The following is a 16,333-nucleotide window of genomic DNA, read 5'->3' as shown; positions in this document are numbered from 1 at the left end:
CAGGTACAACGCGACGGCGTCCGCCTTGAACTCCGGCGGATACGACTTCATCGCCACGTGGAACTCCTTGTCTCCGGATCTCCATCATCCGGTACTCAAGGTGTCCACGTTTCGGGGCGAGGGCCCCCCGAACGACCGGGCGTCCACGCGCAGACCGCGGCGGGGCTGCCGACGGCTGTCATCACCATGAAGGGACGGTCGCCACGGCAACGGCAACGGCGTGGTGCGTTCGAACCTGCTGCCACTTTTGGCCACCCGAAAACCAACTTTTAGGCAAAGTACGACAGGATCGGTTGCGTGAGTCATCGGATGGTTGTCCCTTTCGTCGCGCTGCTCATGGTGTCCGCTTGTGGCGGAACACCGGATGCGCCGCCACCACCGCCCCCCGCCCCCACCTCAAGCGCCCCACCGGCCGGCACCACCTCAGCCGGTACGGCCTCACCGGGGCCGGACACCAGGCCCGCGCTCGCCGAGACGCGCAGCACCATGACCCCGAACCTCAAGGTCGAGGTCGTCGGTCTGAACCGGGTCAAGGCCAAGCATCTGGTCGCCCAGCTCAGGCTCACCAACACGGGGACGGACAAGAACCTGCCCTGGACAGGCGAGCTGGCCGACAACACGCGCCCTCTGGGGGCGATCCGCTGGGCATCCGGCATCGGCGTGCTCGACGCCCAGGCCCGCGCCTGGATCCTGCCGTACCAGCCGGCCGACTTCCCCTGCCTGTGCAGCGACCAGGACCGCGACGGCCTCGGCTATTTCATCCGCCCCGGCCGGTCGATCACCCTGTACGCGGTCATGCCCGCTCCCTCGGGCTCCCCGGCCACCACCACGGTCGTCACCCCCGTGGGCCTGCCCATGCTGAACGTGCCGATCAGCGACGAACCACCCGTCACCCCGCCGGGCATGATCATCCCTGATCCGGAGGCCGAGCCCGTCACCACCGTCATCCGTCGCCTCGTGACCCCGTCGGAGTCGCTGGACGAATCGGAGGAGACCGCCGATGACGGCCGGGACCTCCACGTCAACCTCTCCTCCGACGTGCTCTTCGCGGTGAACAAGGCCACCCTCACCCCCAAGGCCAGGACCGTACTCGCGCGTACCGCGAAGTTGATCGACTCCTCGGCCGGACCCACGGTTACAGTGGAGGGGCACGCCGACTCCTCCGGCAGCGACACCATCAACGACCCGCTGTCCACACGCCGCGCCCAGGCCGTCCGGCATGCGCTGTCCGCACTCGTCACCAGGCAGGGCGTGGGTTACCAGGCCAAGGGGTACGGCTCGCGCCGCCCGCTCTACAGCAACGACACCGACGAGGGCAAACGCCGTAACCGGCGCGTCACGGTGACGTTCGCCAAGCCGCAGGCCGCGGAGACCGAGCCGGTGGCCACCTCCGAGCCCGCCGCCTCTCCCGGCGCGACCGGGCTGACGGGCAGTGGGAAGGCGGACGGCCAGCCGATCTCCATGGAGGTGACTGGACTGCGGCGGCTTTCCGGCGGGCTCGGGCTGCTGACCTACCGGATCACCAACGAGGGCGGCGCCGAGGCCTGGTATAACGAGCTGCACCACGCGCCGGACTGGCTATCGTACAAGTATCAGGCGGCCTCCAACGTGAGGCTGACGGACGTGGCCGCCGACCGCCAGTACCTGCCCGGCCGGCTCCAGGTGCCCACCGACGACGGCGGCGTCGACTCGTACTGCGCCTGCACCGACGTGTCCGGCGTGCGAATAAGCACCGAGAAGTTCGGGCCGGGCCAGGCACGAGAGTTCTGGGGCCTGTTCGCGTTGACAGAAGGCGGCTCGACAATGCAGGTCAAGATCGCCGACTTCCGCGAGCTGCAGGTGCCCGTCCAGTAGGGGTACCGGCGTCTCAGCCGGACATCTCATCCGTAGGTTCCGGGTTCGAGCCCCGGGCGCCCCACCACTTCAGACCCCTTCCGACCTGCACTTTCTCACCAACCTCAGCGAAACTGCGGGAAGTTTGCGGCCTGCCGATCGCCCACGGCTCGGGATGACGCTCTCGAGCCTGGTTTCCGCGCTGGTCCCGCACACCCTGGAGGCCGACGGGGTAACCGTGAACGGCCGATCCCACCGGCACGCACTCACCCTGCGCATCCAGGCTTTCATTCAACGGCATCTGCGTGAGCCGGATCTGACACCTCGGGCACTTAGTCGTGGGAGCGCTTCAGCATCAGACCTCGCGTCTAGGATAAGGGGTTATGCCCCCCACCCGGCTGGAATCCCGAGTCGCGCAGGCGGCCGAGGCCGTGCTGGAAGAACAGGGGTTCGTGGACCCCATCAACGTGCTCGTCGGGATGGGCTGGTCGCGCACGCGCGATCGCCGTCCGCTGCGCTTCTCCAAGACCGGAGACCGAGGTTTGGAGCGCGCTTACCGGACCCATTGGGTGCCGGCACGCCGGTGATGCCGTTCATCGCCCTTCTCGACCTGCTCGAACGGCAGTGGGCCGCGCAGCTGCGCCAGGTGTCGCTGGTGTCGGAAGCCGACGTTCCCGAGGAGATGTCGACGGCGGCGGCCGAAGCGCTCGGGCACGTCTACGGCCATGAAGAGGTCGCCGTCCGCTGGCCCGCCTGCGTGGCGATCTCGCTCACCCGCATGGCGGCGGCCGGCGAAGCGTTCTGGCCTCGCTGGAGGGTGGCCACCCAACGCCGGGGCAACGCGGCGGGCTGGGGCAGGGCGTTCCTGGCCGCGCTGGCTGTCTTCGGGCTGCCGCGCGAGGCCACCGCCACCCAGTCGATCATGCTGCATGCCGGACGACCGGTGCCGGAGCCGCCCCGGCGCCTCCTTGACCCGTTCGGCGGAGGTATCTCCGGGCCCGCGGGAGAGGACCTGCTCGTTTTCGCCGAGGACGGCCGCGAGCTGACCGGGGACCTGCCACCCGGTCCGGTCTGGGTCGCTCATCACCGCGACGGCGCGCTGACCTCCGATGGCCCGCTGCGCACGATCGCCGAAGGCCTGCTGCCCTTTGGCTGGGAGGACCGGCGGCTGGCGCTGGTCTCGCTGGAGGGTGGGAGCTGGCTGGCCGTGGCAGACGGCCGCAGGAGGCCGGTGCGGGGCAAGGCCGGGCCACGGCTCCTGCCGGGAGAGGCCATCGGCGGCGTCAGCGCACCGGACGGCTCCGCGGTACTGGCTGGGCCGCCTGCCCTGTGGCTGCCGCGGGGAGACTGGCGGGTCACGGTGGCACGGGCGGGCGGTACGGCACAGCGAGCCGACCCCGCCGACCCGTGGGCTCTATTGCCCAGGCCCTTGCTCGGGACCTTCACCGTGACGGCCTCGGGTACGGATGGCCGGCCCCAACGGCACACTGTCACCATCGTCGAGGGGCTGCGGGTCCGCTACGACCCTCCGGTCCGGCTGTTCGAGGGAGACGGGCTGGCTCCGGCGGACGTGTCCTTCCAAACAGGTCCCGGGCTGACAGCGACGCCGCAGGCGCTCACCTTCACCGCCGCGCAAACGGTGAGCCGGCTCACCTGCGTGGCGTCCGGGCGCCCGCTGGCGCTCACCGTGCGCCCACCGCACATGCGGGTGCGCGTGGATCAGCAGTGGCACGCCGCGCCGCCCCGCCTGACGCCGGAGCATCGGTGGCTGCGGCTGGACGTGCCCGGCCTGAAGAACCCGCCCATCGAGGTGATCGCGGGCGGCGGCGCCGTACAGGAGTTGACCGCGCACGCCCGTGGCGACTATCCGCTCGTGCGCCTGCGGGACACCGTGCGGGCGCACGGTGAGATCACTCTGCGGGTAGGGAACGTTACTCTGGCGACAATGTCTCCTCCGCAACGAGCCACACCAGATCCGTGGCTCTGCAACGATTGACCCATGGATCCCCTCGCAACCAGCGCGCTCATCGCCGGTACCTACCGGCGCTACCTACGCTCGCTGCTGCCCGTGCGCGAGCCTGCAATCGCAGAGGCGCTCGCGGAGCAGATCGAGGCCAGTCCCCTGCTGACCAAGGGGCCCCTGCTTGAGGCCACCCCGCCCTACCTGACGGGCGCGACCTTGCGCGAGCTGATCGGCCAGGGGGTGCTCGATCCCGCCTTCGCCACGCTCGGCAGCAGGGCGCTCCCGCTGGACCGGCCGCTCTATCTGCATCAGGAGCAGGCGCTGCGCAAGGCGGCGACGGGCCGGAACCTGGTGGTAGCAACCGGTACCGGCTCGGGCAAGACGGAGAGCTTCCTGCTGCCGATCCTGTCCGCGCTGACCGCCGAGGGCGACCCTGCGCCTGGGGTGCGGGCGCTGATGCTCTACCCGATGAACGCGCTCGCCGGCGACCAGCTCAAACGGCTGCGGGACCTGCTCGCCGCCGCGCCACAGATCACCTTCGGCCGCTACACGGGCGACACCCCTGAGCGGGCCCAGCAGGGTGCTGCTCTGTTCGAGGAGCTCAACCCCGGCCGGCCCCGGCTGCCCAACGAGTTGCTCAGCCGCGAGGAGATGCGAGCCGCTCCCCCGCACCTGCTGCTCACCAACTACGCGATGCTGGAGTACCTGCTGCTCCGCCCCGACGATCTGGAGCTCTTCGAGCACGCCGAACGGTGGCGGTTCGTGGTGCTGGATGAGGCTCATGTGTATGACGGCGCCAGGGGCGAGGAGCTCGGGATGCTGCTGCGCCGGTTGCGTGATCGGGTGGCGCCCGGACGCACGCTGCAGGCCATCGCCACCAGCGCCACGGTCGGTGACGAGGGCGCGGCCGTTCTGGACTTCGCCGCGAGACTGTTCGACGCGCCGTTCGACGATGCAGACCTGGTGACTGCCACCCGGGTGGAGATGCCGTCCGGACCGTTCTGGGGGCCGCTCACCGCGGCCGACTATCGCAAGCTGGCTGTGAGCGAGGATCCGGCGGCCGAGCTGGTCCGCCGCTCCGGAATGTCGCACGCGGGTACGGCTCTCGCCCACGAGCACGCGATGGCCACCCTTCGCGGCAGCCTCGCGGCTGGACCGAAGCCCATCGCCGAACTGGCCCAGCTGATCTTCGAAGGGCAGGAGGAGCCGGACGAGGCGCTGGCCGCGCTGGTGGCGGTGGGCGCGCGGATCACCGACGGCGCGAGCAGTCCGGTGCTGTCGGCTCGCTATCACCTGTTCGCCCGGGCCACCGAGGGCGCCTTCACCTGCCTGACCGGCCCGCACGTCGCGCTCGGCCGTCATGAGAGCTGTCCCACCTGCTCCAGTGCCGTCTTCGAGTTCGGCGCGTGCAAGCGCTGCGGCGCGGTCCACCTGATGGGCGCGGTCGAGCTGGCCGGTCGGCGGTTCACCCCCAGGGTGAGTGGGATGGAGTCCAGGGTCTGGCTGCTGCTCGGCGACACGCCCGAGTTGGCCGATGAGGATGACGAGACTCTGGAGGAGGGGCCGGAGACCGAGGCCCAGGACGCCTTCCTGTGCGGCAGGTGCGGCGCCCTCCACACCACTGCGCAGAGCCCCTGCTGTGCCGGCGCCGCGCTGCGTCCGGTGCGCCGGCTGAAGACCAAGGCCAGCTCGCCCAGCGGCTGCCTGGCCTGCGGGGCGCGCGGCGCCGGGATGATCCGCCTGTTCGAAAGCGGTAACGAGGCCGCGGCCGCGGTCCTGGCCACCACGCTCTACCAGGCGCTGCCGCCCATGCCGGAGCAGGAGGACCGGCCGGGCGGCGGACGCAAGCTGCTGACCTTCAGCGACAGCCGTCAGGCCGCCGCCTACTTCGCTCCCTACCTGGAGTCGAGTTATGCCCAGATTCAGCAGCGCAAGCTGATCCTTGACGGTCTGGGCCGCGCTGTACGCCGCGACGACGACGCCACCGTCGACGACCTGGTGGACGAGGTGGTCGGGGCGGCCGGGGACGCGGGCGTGTTCGAGCGCCGCGCCTCGCGCCAGCAGCGGCGGCGCACGGTGGCGCTGTGGGTGATGCGCGAACTGGTGGCCATGGACGAACGCCAGTCGCTGGAGGGGCTCGGGCTGCTGCGGGTCGAGCTCGACCGGGAGCCGGGCTGGCGGCTGCCCGCACCTCTGCTGGAGCTGGGGCTGAGCCCGGAGGAATGCTGGTCGCTGCTGGGCGAGCTGGCCCGCTCGCTGCGCCAGCAGGGCGCGCTGACCATGCCGGAGGAGGTCGATCCGCGCGACGAACTGTTCGATCCCCGCCGTGGTCCGATCTACGTGCGCGGCGACGGCGCCGAGGCCAGGCTCAAGGTGCTCAGCTGGCTGCCGACGCGAGGCGTCAACCGCCGGCTCGACTACCTGCGCAGGGTGCTGGCCGCGCTCGGGTCCGAGGCGGGCGCTCGGGAGATCCTCGACGGCTGCTGGAGGCTGCTCACCTCGCTGCGCGACGGCTGGCTGGGCTCGGCGGCTCTCCCCAGGCTCGGCCAGGTCTTCCAGCTCGATCACACCTGGCTGAAGCTGTCGGCGGCCGGGGCGATCCACCGGTGCGGCCTGTGCCGCCGGATCAGCACCGTCTCCGTGCGCGGGGTCTGTCCAACACTCGGCTGCGCGGGCACTCTGGCGCCGGCGGAACCCGACCTCGACGATCACCATCGGGTGCTGTACCGGTCCATGGCACCGGTGCCGCTGCTGGCAAGGGAGCACACCGCCCAGTGGACCGGGCTGGAGGCCGCCGACATCCAGCAGCGGTTCCTGCGCGGCGAAGTCAACGTGCTGTCCTGCTCGACGACCTTCGAGCTGGGCGTCGACGTGGGCGAACTGCAGGCGGTCATGCTGCGCAACATGCCGCCGGCCACCGCCAACTACATCCAGCGGGCCGGGCGAGCAGGGCGGCGCACCGACTCGGCCGCGCTGGTGCTGACCTACGCCCAGCGGCGCTCACACGATCTGTCCCGCTACCAGGAGCCGGAGGCGATGATCGCCGGGCGGGTCCGCGCGCCGTACGTGCCGCTCGGCAACGACCGCATCGACCGGCGGCACGCGCACTCCGTGGCGCTGGCCGCCTTCTTCAGGCACGCCAAAGAGAGCTCGGGCGTGGTGTGGAAGACGGCGGGCGACTTCTTCCTGTCCGGTGCGAGCGCGCAGGTCAAGGCTTTTCTCACGCCGGTGCCCGACGGGGTGCTCCGCTCGCTGCGCCGGGTGCTGCCCGCACCGGTGCAGGTGCAGATCGGGGTTGACTCGGGCGCGTGGGTGCGTGACCTCGCAGACCTGCTCGAGCAGGTACGGCTGGAGCTCGCGGCAGACATCGAGGCTTTCGAGGAACGCAGGAAGGAAGCCTTCGACAAGCGCCGCAGCGATCTGGCCGCCCGCTACGAGCGAACGGTCAACACACTGACCCGCCGATCCCTGATCGGCTACCTCGCCAACAGGAACGTGTTGCCCAAATACGGCTTCCCCGTCGACAGCGTCGAGCTGCGTACCGCGCATTGCGACAGCCAGGTGGGCGCCAGGCTGGAGCTGAGCAGGGACCTATCCACCGCGATCTACGAGTACGCCCCAGGTTCCGAGGTGGTGGCGGGCGGCGTGCTCTGGCGCTCCGCAGGTGTCTACCGGCTGCCGGGGCGGGAGCTGATCAGCCGCGCCTACGCGGTCTGCCGTACCTGCCAGCACTACCGCGAAGGCGACGAGACGCTGGAGTCGGCCTGCCCGGCGTGCGGCAGCGCGGGCGAGGGCGCGCCGCGCCAGTACTACGTGCCCGAGTTCGGTTTCGTCGCCGATCACCGGACCGCGAAACCGGGGACGGCGCCACCGAGGAGCGCCTGGCACGGCTCCACTCACATCGTCTCGCTCGGCGAGGAACTGGCCGAGAGCCGGTGGACCTCCACCAGCGGGGCGTCGGTGTGGTGCAGGTCGGGGTCGCGCGGACGGCTGGTCATGCTGTCGGAAGGACCGGCCGGAAGCGGCTTCCTGATCTGCGACTGGTGCGGCTGGGGCACGCCGCACCGGGGCAAGACGGCCAAGTCGCACGTCAATCCGCTGCGGCAGAGCGAGTGCACGGGACCGCTGCGCTGGCGGTCCCTGGCTCACAGCTTCGAGACCGACCTGGCCGAGCTGCGCTTCGACGCGCCGGGGTTGATCTCCGCCGCTCACTGGAGTTCCGCCTTGTACGCCCTGCTCGAAGGGGCGGCCGACGGAATGGAGATCAGCAGGAACGACCTAGACGGTGCGGTCAACCCCGGCGCCGACGGGCGGACCGGGCTGGTCGTCTTCGACACGGTGCCCGGCGGGGCAGGCGCGGCGCTGCGCGTGGCCGGTGCGCTCGACGTGGTCGTCGAGGCGGCGCTGCGGCGGGTCGCCTCGTGCGACTGCGGCGCCGAGACCTCCTGCTACGGCTGCCTACGTACGCGTCGCAACGAACGCCATCACGACGAGCTGAGCCGCGGCGCGGCCCTGCACGTCCTAGGCGGACTGCGCGATCTGCGGGGGCAGGCCCCCGCAGCCCTCCAAGGCCGATGACGCTGCGCGGAGTTGTCCGTCGTGTACGCCAAGCTCGATGAAACTTGATACCTCCTGAGAACCGGATGGGACCAGTGGACCTCGAAGACGCACCTGACGCGTTCGGGATCGACGCGTTCACGCTCGACGACCGGATGCGGCTGTTCCATTTCGCCGCGGCGGAGAAACGCCTGGAATACCTGTGGGTGCTGCGTGCCTTCGACCGCGGGCGGGCCAACTACCAGGTGCTGCTGCACGCCTCCGGCGTACGCGATCTGCTTGACGAGCTCGGCGCCCCAGAGGTGGGCGATGTGCAGTCGCTGCTCGACTCGCTGAACGACTGGCAGCTGCTTGACCGCAGCTACGACGGCACCAGGGCGGCCAACCTGGCCGAATACCGCAACAGGCACTACATCTACCAGTTCACCCAGGCGGGCTATCGCGCTTATCGCGCGGTGGAGGAGGTGCTCGGGGCCAGGCTGGAGGACGCCCAGCTGTCCAGGCTGATCTTCCCCGACATCCTGGCCGACCTGGAGGCGCTGGCCGAGGCCAACAGGAGCGGCGACGGCGACGAGGTCTACCGCAAGCTCAGCCGCCTGGACCAGGTCCTCGGCGACATGGCGCAACGGGCCGCCCGCTTCTACCTGATGCTGGGCGACCTGGCCCGCACCAACGACACCAGGCCAGAGGTGTTCCTGTCGCACAAGGACTCGTTGCTCACCCATATGCGCGAGTTCACCGCCGAGCTGGCCAGGTTCACGCCCCGGCTGGCGCGAGCCGTCCATGAGGTGGCAGATACCGGAGTGGACCGGCTGATCGCGCACGCGGCCGCGGCCGACGACCGGCTCTTCCGCGCGCCGGGCGAGCGGGAGGATGACTGGCGGCAGCGCTGGGCGGGGCTGACCCACTGGTTCGGCGACGGCGCGCACAGCGAGGCCGAGCGGCTGCAGAGCGCGACCGTCACCGCGATCGCCAACGTGCTCGCGCTGCTCCGCCGGGTGACCGAGGCGCGCAGAGGCGGCGTGAGCAGAGAGAGCCAGCTGCGGCACCTGGCGCAGTGGTTCACCTCGTGCCCCGACGACGACGCGGCGCACGGCCTGTTCCAGGCCGTCTTCAACCTGGGCGGCCCGCGGCACCTGTCGGTCACACACGAGGATCCCGAGCTGATCCCAGCTCGGCGGTCCTGGTGGGACGCGGAGCCTGTGCGCCTGGCCAGAGGTCTGGTCGAGGCGGGCAGGGAGCCACGCATGTCCGGGGCCACCGCCAGGATCGAGCGCAACGACGCCCAACGCCAATGGCTGCGCACCGAGCAACTCAAGCTGGCCAGGCAGCGGCGCGACGCGGCCGCCGCGCTGGCCGGAGACGGCGTCTACGGGCGGGTGCTCGACGAGCCTGAGACCGTCACCCTGCTGAGCCTGCTCGATCACGCGCTCAGCGCCCGGGTGGCGACCAGCCGCCGGGTCACCGCGGGCGGCTCCGCCCATGGCGTACGGCTGACGCTGCACCCCTGCGAGGGCTCTACCACCGTACGAACCGTTCGCGGGCGCCTGCACCTGAACGGCATGCGGCTGGAGGTGTCGAGGTGAGTGTCGCTGAGCAGGTGAGCCCGCTTGAGCTGGCCGACTACCAGCGGGCGGTCCGGCTGCTGCTGGCCCATCCGCTGATCACCGAGGTCCATCCGAGCAGGGCGGCGCTGCCGCTGGTCCGCCGGTGGGCCGCCCAGCTGCGCACCGACCTGCACGAGTTGCTCGGCTATCGCCTGGTGACCACGGCCAACACCGCGCGGCTGCTGCGGGTGCAGGACGACCTCGATCTCACCCGTCCGGCCATCACCAGGACCGACCGGCCCTTCGACCGGCGCAGATACGCCTACCTGGTGCTCGCGCTGGCGGCTCTGGGCCGATCAGGCACCCAGATCGCGCTCAGCGAGCTGGCCGAGGCCGTCGCCGCCGACGCGACCAGGGTCGATGGGCTGGGCCTCGACACCGAGCGCAAGCCCGACAGAGACGCCTTCGTCGACGCGGTGACCTGGCTGACCGAGCGCGGCGCGCTGGCGCTGGCCGACGGCTCCGCCGCCGACTGGGCCAGCAGTCCGGACCGGGCCGAGGCGCTCTACGACATCGACCGTGAGGTCGTCTTCGCGATCTACCGTCCGAACCGGGTGCTGCAGCATCTGGGCTCGGTGACCGGGCTGCTGGAGACCGATCGCGGCCTCATACAGGGCGTGCACCGCATCCGCGAGGCCGCCGCGCGCAGGGCCAGGCGGCTGGTGCTCGAGCGCCCCGTCGTCTACTACGCCGACGTGAGCGAGTCACTGCGCGGTCAGCTTCGCCACCCCGGTCTGGCCGAGGACCTCGAGCGGCTGACCGGGCAGGCGGTGGAGCGCCGCGCGGAGGGCTTGGCCCTGATCGACGCCTCGGGCCGCCTGTCTGACGTCCGCTTCCCCAGCGGCGGCACCCCTTCCCAGGCCGCGCTGCTGCTGTCCACGCGTATCGCCGCGCAGGTCGCGAAGGGAAAACAGCCGACGATGCCCGCGCCGACCGCGGCCGAACGCACCGAGGCCGGTGCCGCGAGGATCGACGTCGGCCTGCCACTTCGAGGCGTGGTGACCGAGCTCACCGCGGAGGAGCCTGGCACCGAGCCCGAGACAGCCGAGGGCGCGCTCTACCCGTTCCTCACCGACGCGTGGCTGAAGGGCGCGATGAAGGAGCTCATGAGCACCTACGGCTCCGCCTTCGCCGTCGCCTGGCGCGGCGACCCCGACCGGCTGCTGCGTGAGGCTCTACGCCTGCTGTCGGCGCTCGGGCTCGTCGCCCGCGTCGACGGCGGCGTGCTCGCGCTCCCCTTGCTGGCCCGCTACCGGGCCACGACCGCCGAAATCAAACCACGACCCGCCAAGCGACCCGCCAAGGAAACATCGTGACGCGCTACGTACCCACCCGGGCCGGGATCATCAACTTGTGGGACTACCGGGATGAGGAGTTCACCTTCGCGAACGGCTGGCTGATCCTGCGCGGCCCCAACGGCTCTGGCAAGACCAAGGCGCTGGAGGTGCTCTTCCCATTCGTGCTCGACGGGCGGATCGACCCCAAACGGCTCAATCCGTTCGCCTCCGAGGACCGGACCATGAAGTCCAACCTGCTCTTCCGCGGGCAGGACACCGCGCTCGGCTACGTCTGGCTCGAGCTGCGCCACCGCGAGACCGGCCAGGCCGTCACCGTGGGCATCGGCCTGCACGCCCAGCGCCACCGCGACGCCCCGGTGCGCTGGCACTTCGTCGCCGAGGGCCGCGTCGGCGAGGACTTCTCACTGCTCACGCCCGACGACCGGCCGATGACCAGGAAGCAGCTCGTCGAGGAGCTGGGCGATCACGCGCTCACCGCCTCACCCACCGACTACCGGCACGCGATCGATCAGCGGCTGTTCGGCCTGGGCAAGGAGCGCTACGAGCAGCTGATCACGCTGATCCTGACGCTGCGCCGCCCACAGCTGGCCAAGAACCTCGACCCGGGCAAGCTGTCCGACACCCTCACCGACGGGTTGCGTCCCATCGACGACGAACTGATCGCCGAGGCGGCCCGCTCGTTCGACGACATGGAGAGCGTGGCACGGACCCTGGAGGGGTTGATCGCCGCCGACGAGGCGACGCAGGCGTTCCTGTCCAGCTACACCACCTACCTGCGCACGCACTCGCGCTGGGCGGCCGACGCGCTGACCCGCCGCCGCGACGACGTCGCAACCCATCAGGGAGCGCTCGAGGCCGCCACGCGCACCCTGACCGCAGTCGAGCGGGAGCAGGCGGAGGCCGAGGCGGCCATGGTGGCGGCCGAGGAGAGGCTGGCCGGCCTGCGCGCCCGGCTCGAACAGCTCAAGAGCAGCGCCGCCTACCAGGCCGTCGAGCAGCTCGCCGACCTCGAGCGGCTGGTCAGGACATGCGCGCAGACGGCCGCCACCGCCGTTGCCGAGTTGGAACGCCGGGCCGCCACCACGCAGAAGGCCCGCGTCCAGCTTTCCTCGGCCCAGCGCGAGCTGACCGAGCTGGCATCGGCGGTCTCCCGCACCTCAGCCGACCTGGCGGCCGAGGCGACCGCCGCCGGGATCTCCTGGAGTCCCGGCGACGCCGAGCGCGGTGGCTTCGCCGATCGGGTGGGCGGCCGGGTCGCCGCCAGGGCAGGCGATCTGCGAGCCGTCCGCGAGGCGCTTGCCACGGTGCAGAAGGCCGAGCAGGCACGCGACTTGGCCAAGGTGGCACTCGATCAGGCCATGACCGCGCTCGCCAGGGCGGAGACCGCCGAGGCCGAGGCGGCGCAGGCGGTGGCCAAGGCACGCGATCACGCCAGGGAGCAGCTTGCCTCCTGGGCCGAGCACCACCGCTTCGACGTCGCGCCCCTGGAGGCGGCGCTTGAGCGGGTGGGTGAGCCGGACGCGCCCGGCCTCGACATGGTGTTCGCGGGGCTGACGGCGGCTGCCGTACAGGATCTGCGTGACACCCTCGCGCGGCTGCGCGCGGAGCGTTCCGCTGCGGAGGCCGAGCGAACGCGGGTCGGCGCAGAGCGGGCGCTGATCGCGGCGGAGCACGATGACGCGCCGCCATCCTTCGCGGCTCGTATGGCTCCGCGCGAGGCCAGGGCAGGTGCACCGCTGTGGCGGCTGATCAGGTTCGCCGATCAGGTGTCACCCGAGCAGGCGGCGGCGGTCGAGGCGGCGCTGGAGGCGGCCAACCTGCTCGACGCGTGGGTGACACCGACGCCCGTGAGCGTGGCCGCCGGGGATTCAGAGGGCTACCTGGAGCCTGGCGTCCCCGTCACGCCCAGCCTTGCCGAATTGCTGGTTCCCGAGGAGGGCACGCCGGTCTCCCCTGAGCGGATCACCGCGATCTTGCGTTCCGTCTCGCTCGGCGGGCAGAGTCCGACGATCACTCCCGATGGGCGGTTCGCGCAGGGTATCCAGGTCGGCGCCCATCACAAGGAGCACGCCGAATATGTCGGAGCCACCGCTCGAGCGCGCCGCCGTGCCGTACGTCTTGCGGAATGTGATGCCAAGCTGGCCGAGCTGGGCGAAACCATCACCAGTCTTGACCGGCAGCGGGCAGGCGCCGATTCGGAGCTGGAAGCCATCAACGCGGCGGGCGCCGCGCTGCCCAGGACCGGGCCGATCGCGGCCGCGCTGCACCAGCACCAGGGGGCAGCCGGTCGCCTGCGAGCCACCAGGGACAACGCCGACGAAGCGCAGAGCGGCTACGACGCGGCCGTGGCCGCGTGCGGCGCGACCGAGCGGGCCCTGCGCAGGACCGGAGCCGAGCACGCGCTCAACCCCGAGCAGGTCGAGGAGGTGGCGCAGGCCCTGCGGCGCTTCGAAAGCACGGCGGCCGCGCTGTCCGGTAGATGGCGCGAGGAGGCACGGCAGCGCGAGGCCGTCGAGGATGCCACCGAGCGGCTGGAATCGGCGGCCGACGACGAGGCGGCCGCCGAGCAGAACACGGTGGCGGCGCGGCTGCGGCACACCGAGGAGGCCGCGAAGCTGGACGTCCTCCAGCAGACCATGGGCGCGGAGGCGAGCCAGGTGCTGGCCGAGATCGAGGCGGCGGAAAGCGGTATCGTCGCCGCGTCCAGGGCGGTCGAGTCGGCCAGGACCGCCGAGCGGACGGCGCTCACCGAGACCGCCACGGCCCGCGCCAGGCTGGCAGCAGCACAGGAGTCCTTGCAGGTCGCGGTAGGTGAAGAACGTCAGACGGCCAGAGGGCTCGCGCCCTTCGCCCAACGTGAGCTGCTCAATGTGCTCAAGTGTCCGCCAGGCCTGACCTGGCCCGCGCAGGAGGCCGACTGGCTCGACGAGCGGCTGCCCGACGAGGTGCGAGCCGTACATGAGGCGATCCTCTCCGTGACCCGTGACCTGACGCCGACCGAGATCTCGCTCAAGCAGTCGACCACTCGCCTGACCAAGGCGCTGGACGACCTGCAGGCGCAGCTCACCGCCGCCGGACAGGACTACCGCCCGGAGTGGGACGGCGCCGACGGGGTGATCGTGGTCAGAGTCGCCGACGAGGATGGCCTGCTGCCGGTGGGCGCCTTCGCCTCGAAGATGACTGAGGCCCGCCGCGACCAGCAGCAGCTGCTCAGCGAGTCCGAGCAGCGCATCCTGGAGGACGCGCTGCTCACCCGGCTGGCTCAGCAGATTCACGACCGCACGGTCGATGCCCGAGACCTGATCAGGCGGATGAACACCGAGATGCGTTCGCGCAAGATGTCATCCGGCACCACGGTCGGGGTGAGCTGGCAGCTCGCCGACAACCTGGAGGAGGAGCAGCGGGCGGTCTGCGGGCTGCTCGACGCCGACGCGGCCAGGCTCGGTCCCGATGAGCTGAGCCGGATGCGCGCCCACTTCGCCACCCAGATCAAGAACACCCGAGCGCGCGAGCGCGACACGCCCTACCGCGAGCTGCTCACCAAAGTTCTCGACTACCGCCGCTGGCGGCAGTTCACCTTCCAGCTCGTACGGCCCGGCGGCGCGGAAGAGCGGCTCACCCGCGCCAAGCACAGCCGCCTGTCCGGCGGCGAGCAGTCGGTCTCGCTGCACCTGCCCCTGTTCGCCGCCGCCCACGCCATGCTCAACTCGGCCAGACCTGACGCTCCCCGACTGCTCGCGCTGGACGAGGCGTTCGCCGGGGTCGACGACACCGGGCGCAGCGAACTGATGGGCCTGGCCGCCCAGTTCGATCTCGACCTGTTCATGACAGGCTACGACTTGTGGGCCACGCACGCGGCCGTGCCCGCCGCGGCCCACTACGACCTGGCCCACTCGCCCGTCGAACATACGGTCAGCGCCCTGCTGCTGGTGTGGGACGGAGCCGAGCTGCTGGCCGACGACATTGGCGAGCTGACCGTCGCGCTCGGCTCCCCCGGGGTACGGCGGGTGCCCGTTGGCTGATCTCCCCGACCGCCTCCTGGCGGCCGCTCGCCGTCGCCTGGAGCGCACCGGAGGAGCGCTGGCGGGCTCCATCGGGCTCAACGCGCCCACGGACGATGAGCGGCGCGCCATCATCGGCATCACCGGGATCTATCGCCCGGAAGGCGTCAAACGGCTCACCGTGTCGCTGGCCGACCTCGACGCCGCGATCCCCGGCGGGCTACTCCGGGCGCTGGGCGGCCAGGTCAGGGACAGAGCGGCGGAACGTGCTGCCGAGGAGGCAGCCAGGGAGGAACTGCTTGCCACTCCCTCCAAACACGCGGGAACCCCCTGGTTCTCCGGCTGGCTGGCCGCGATGAGCGCCGACGGCACCCTCACCCGCCTGATCCGGCGTGGCGACGGCCACCTGATCTGCCAGGCGTGCGCCGTGCTCGACCTGCTTCCTGCGTCCTTCGTCCCGCTGCCGGTGCTGGCTGAGGCCGCCACGGGAGACACCAAGGCGCTCGGCCGTGGCAGCCCGCTGGCCACGCTGGTGCTGCGCGCCCTCGCGCTTCGCACATCCGGGGAGCCGAAGCGCAGGAGTTCGCGACGAGAGAGCGATGAAGGAGCCAACGAGGAGCCAAGCGGGCGCGACCATGAGCACGCGCCGCGCGAGCTGTGGGAGTCGGCCGGGGTGATCGTCGACGACCTGGCCAGCCAGGTGCTCGTGCTCAATGTCAGGACCCGCGGCGGCACCGTCGTGTCGCGCTGGCTCAATGACGCCGCCGCGCACGGCATCCCGTTTCGGCTTACCCTCCAGCAGCAGGTCGAGTATGAGATCGTGCCGGACGTCGAGGAGATCTTCGTCTGCGAGAACCCCGCGGTCCTTCGCGCCGCCGCTGCCGAGCTCGGCACGGCGTCGGCCGCCCTGGTCTGCACCGAGGGGATCCCCTCGGCGGCCTGCCACAGGCTGCTCACCGGGTGCACCCGGCTGTGCTGGCGCGCCGACTTCGACTGGACCGGGCTGCGCATCCTCGCCTCCGCCCAACTGCGACACGGCGCGATCCCCTGGCGGATGGGGGCGGCCGACTACTT

Annotated in this window: 8 protein-coding genes; all 8 read left to right on the top strand. The window is 71.1% G+C overall.

Annotated features, from left to right (window positions below; all coding sequences use genetic code 11):
- Positions 1-486 precede the first annotated feature (486 nt).
- Positions 487-1,854 carry an OmpA family protein gene (locus ABGB18_RS48980; RefSeq protein WP_347702598.1) on the top strand — a complete coding sequence of 456 codons (1,368 nt, stop codon included), beginning with the start codon at positions 487-489 and terminating at the stop codon, positions 1,852-1,854.
- Between the two features lie 362 nt (positions 1,855-2,216).
- On the top strand, positions 2,217-2,420 hold the full coding sequence (locus ABGB18_RS48975) for a hypothetical protein (protein WP_347702597.1): 204 nt from the start codon (positions 2,217-2,219) through the stop codon (positions 2,418-2,420).
- Entirely contained in the window at positions 2,420-3,829 is a 1,410-nt protein-coding gene (locus ABGB18_RS48970) for a hypothetical protein (RefSeq protein WP_347702596.1), read from the top strand. Before ABGB18_RS48975 ends, ABGB18_RS48970 begins: the two co-directional genes overlap by 1 nt.
- 3 nt (positions 3,830-3,832) lie before the next feature.
- Positions 3,833-8,374: a DEAD/DEAH box helicase gene (locus ABGB18_RS48965; protein WP_347702595.1), complete on the top strand. Its 4,542-nt coding sequence runs from the start codon at positions 3,833-3,835 to the stop codon at positions 8,372-8,374.
- 74 nt (positions 8,375-8,448) lie between these two features.
- Positions 8,449-9,939 carry a TIGR02677 family protein gene (locus ABGB18_RS48960; RefSeq protein WP_347702594.1) on the top strand — a complete coding sequence of 497 codons (1,491 nt, stop codon included), beginning with the start codon at positions 8,449-8,451 and terminating at the stop codon, positions 9,937-9,939.
- Positions 9,936-11,276, top strand: a complete 1,341-nt coding sequence (locus ABGB18_RS48955) for a TIGR02678 family protein (RefSeq protein WP_347702593.1) — start codon at positions 9,936-9,938, stop codon at positions 11,274-11,276. Before ABGB18_RS48960 ends, ABGB18_RS48955 begins: the two co-directional genes overlap by 4 nt.
- On the top strand, positions 11,273-15,280 hold the full coding sequence (locus ABGB18_RS48950) for a TIGR02680 family protein (protein WP_347702592.1): 4,008 nt from the start codon (positions 11,273-11,275) through the stop codon (positions 15,278-15,280). The genes ABGB18_RS48955 and ABGB18_RS48950 overlap by 4 nt, the downstream gene beginning before the upstream one ends.
- Positions 15,273-16,333 (top strand): TIGR02679 domain-containing protein (locus tag ABGB18_RS48945; protein ID WP_347702591.1); only part of this gene is annotated, 1,061 nt, incomplete at its 3' end. The genes ABGB18_RS48950 and ABGB18_RS48945, both read left to right, overlap by 8 nt.

Origin of the sequence: Nonomuraea sp. B12E4, from assembly GCF_039871825.1 — a bacterium.
GTDB lineage: Bacteria > Actinomycetota > Actinomycetes > Streptosporangiales > Streptosporangiaceae > Nonomuraea.
This window is presented reverse-complemented; position numbering and strand designations above follow the sequence as displayed.

Excerpts from the sequence above, each read along its gene's own strand:
- ABGB18_RS48980 (WP_347702598.1), top strand. The coding sequence starts at position 487 with ATGACCCCGAACCTCAAGGTCGAGGTCGTCGGTCTGAACCGGGTCAAG.
- ABGB18_RS48975 (WP_347702597.1), top strand. The coding sequence starts at position 2,217 with ATGCCCCCCACCCGGCTGGAATCCCGAGTCGCGCAGGCGGCCGAGGCC.
- ABGB18_RS48970 (WP_347702596.1), top strand. The coding sequence starts at position 2,420 with ATGCCGTTCATCGCCCTTCTCGACCTGCTCGAACGGCAGTGGGCCGCG.
- ABGB18_RS48965 (WP_347702595.1), top strand. The coding sequence starts at position 3,833 with ATGGATCCCCTCGCAACCAGCGCGCTCATCGCCGGTACCTACCGGCGC.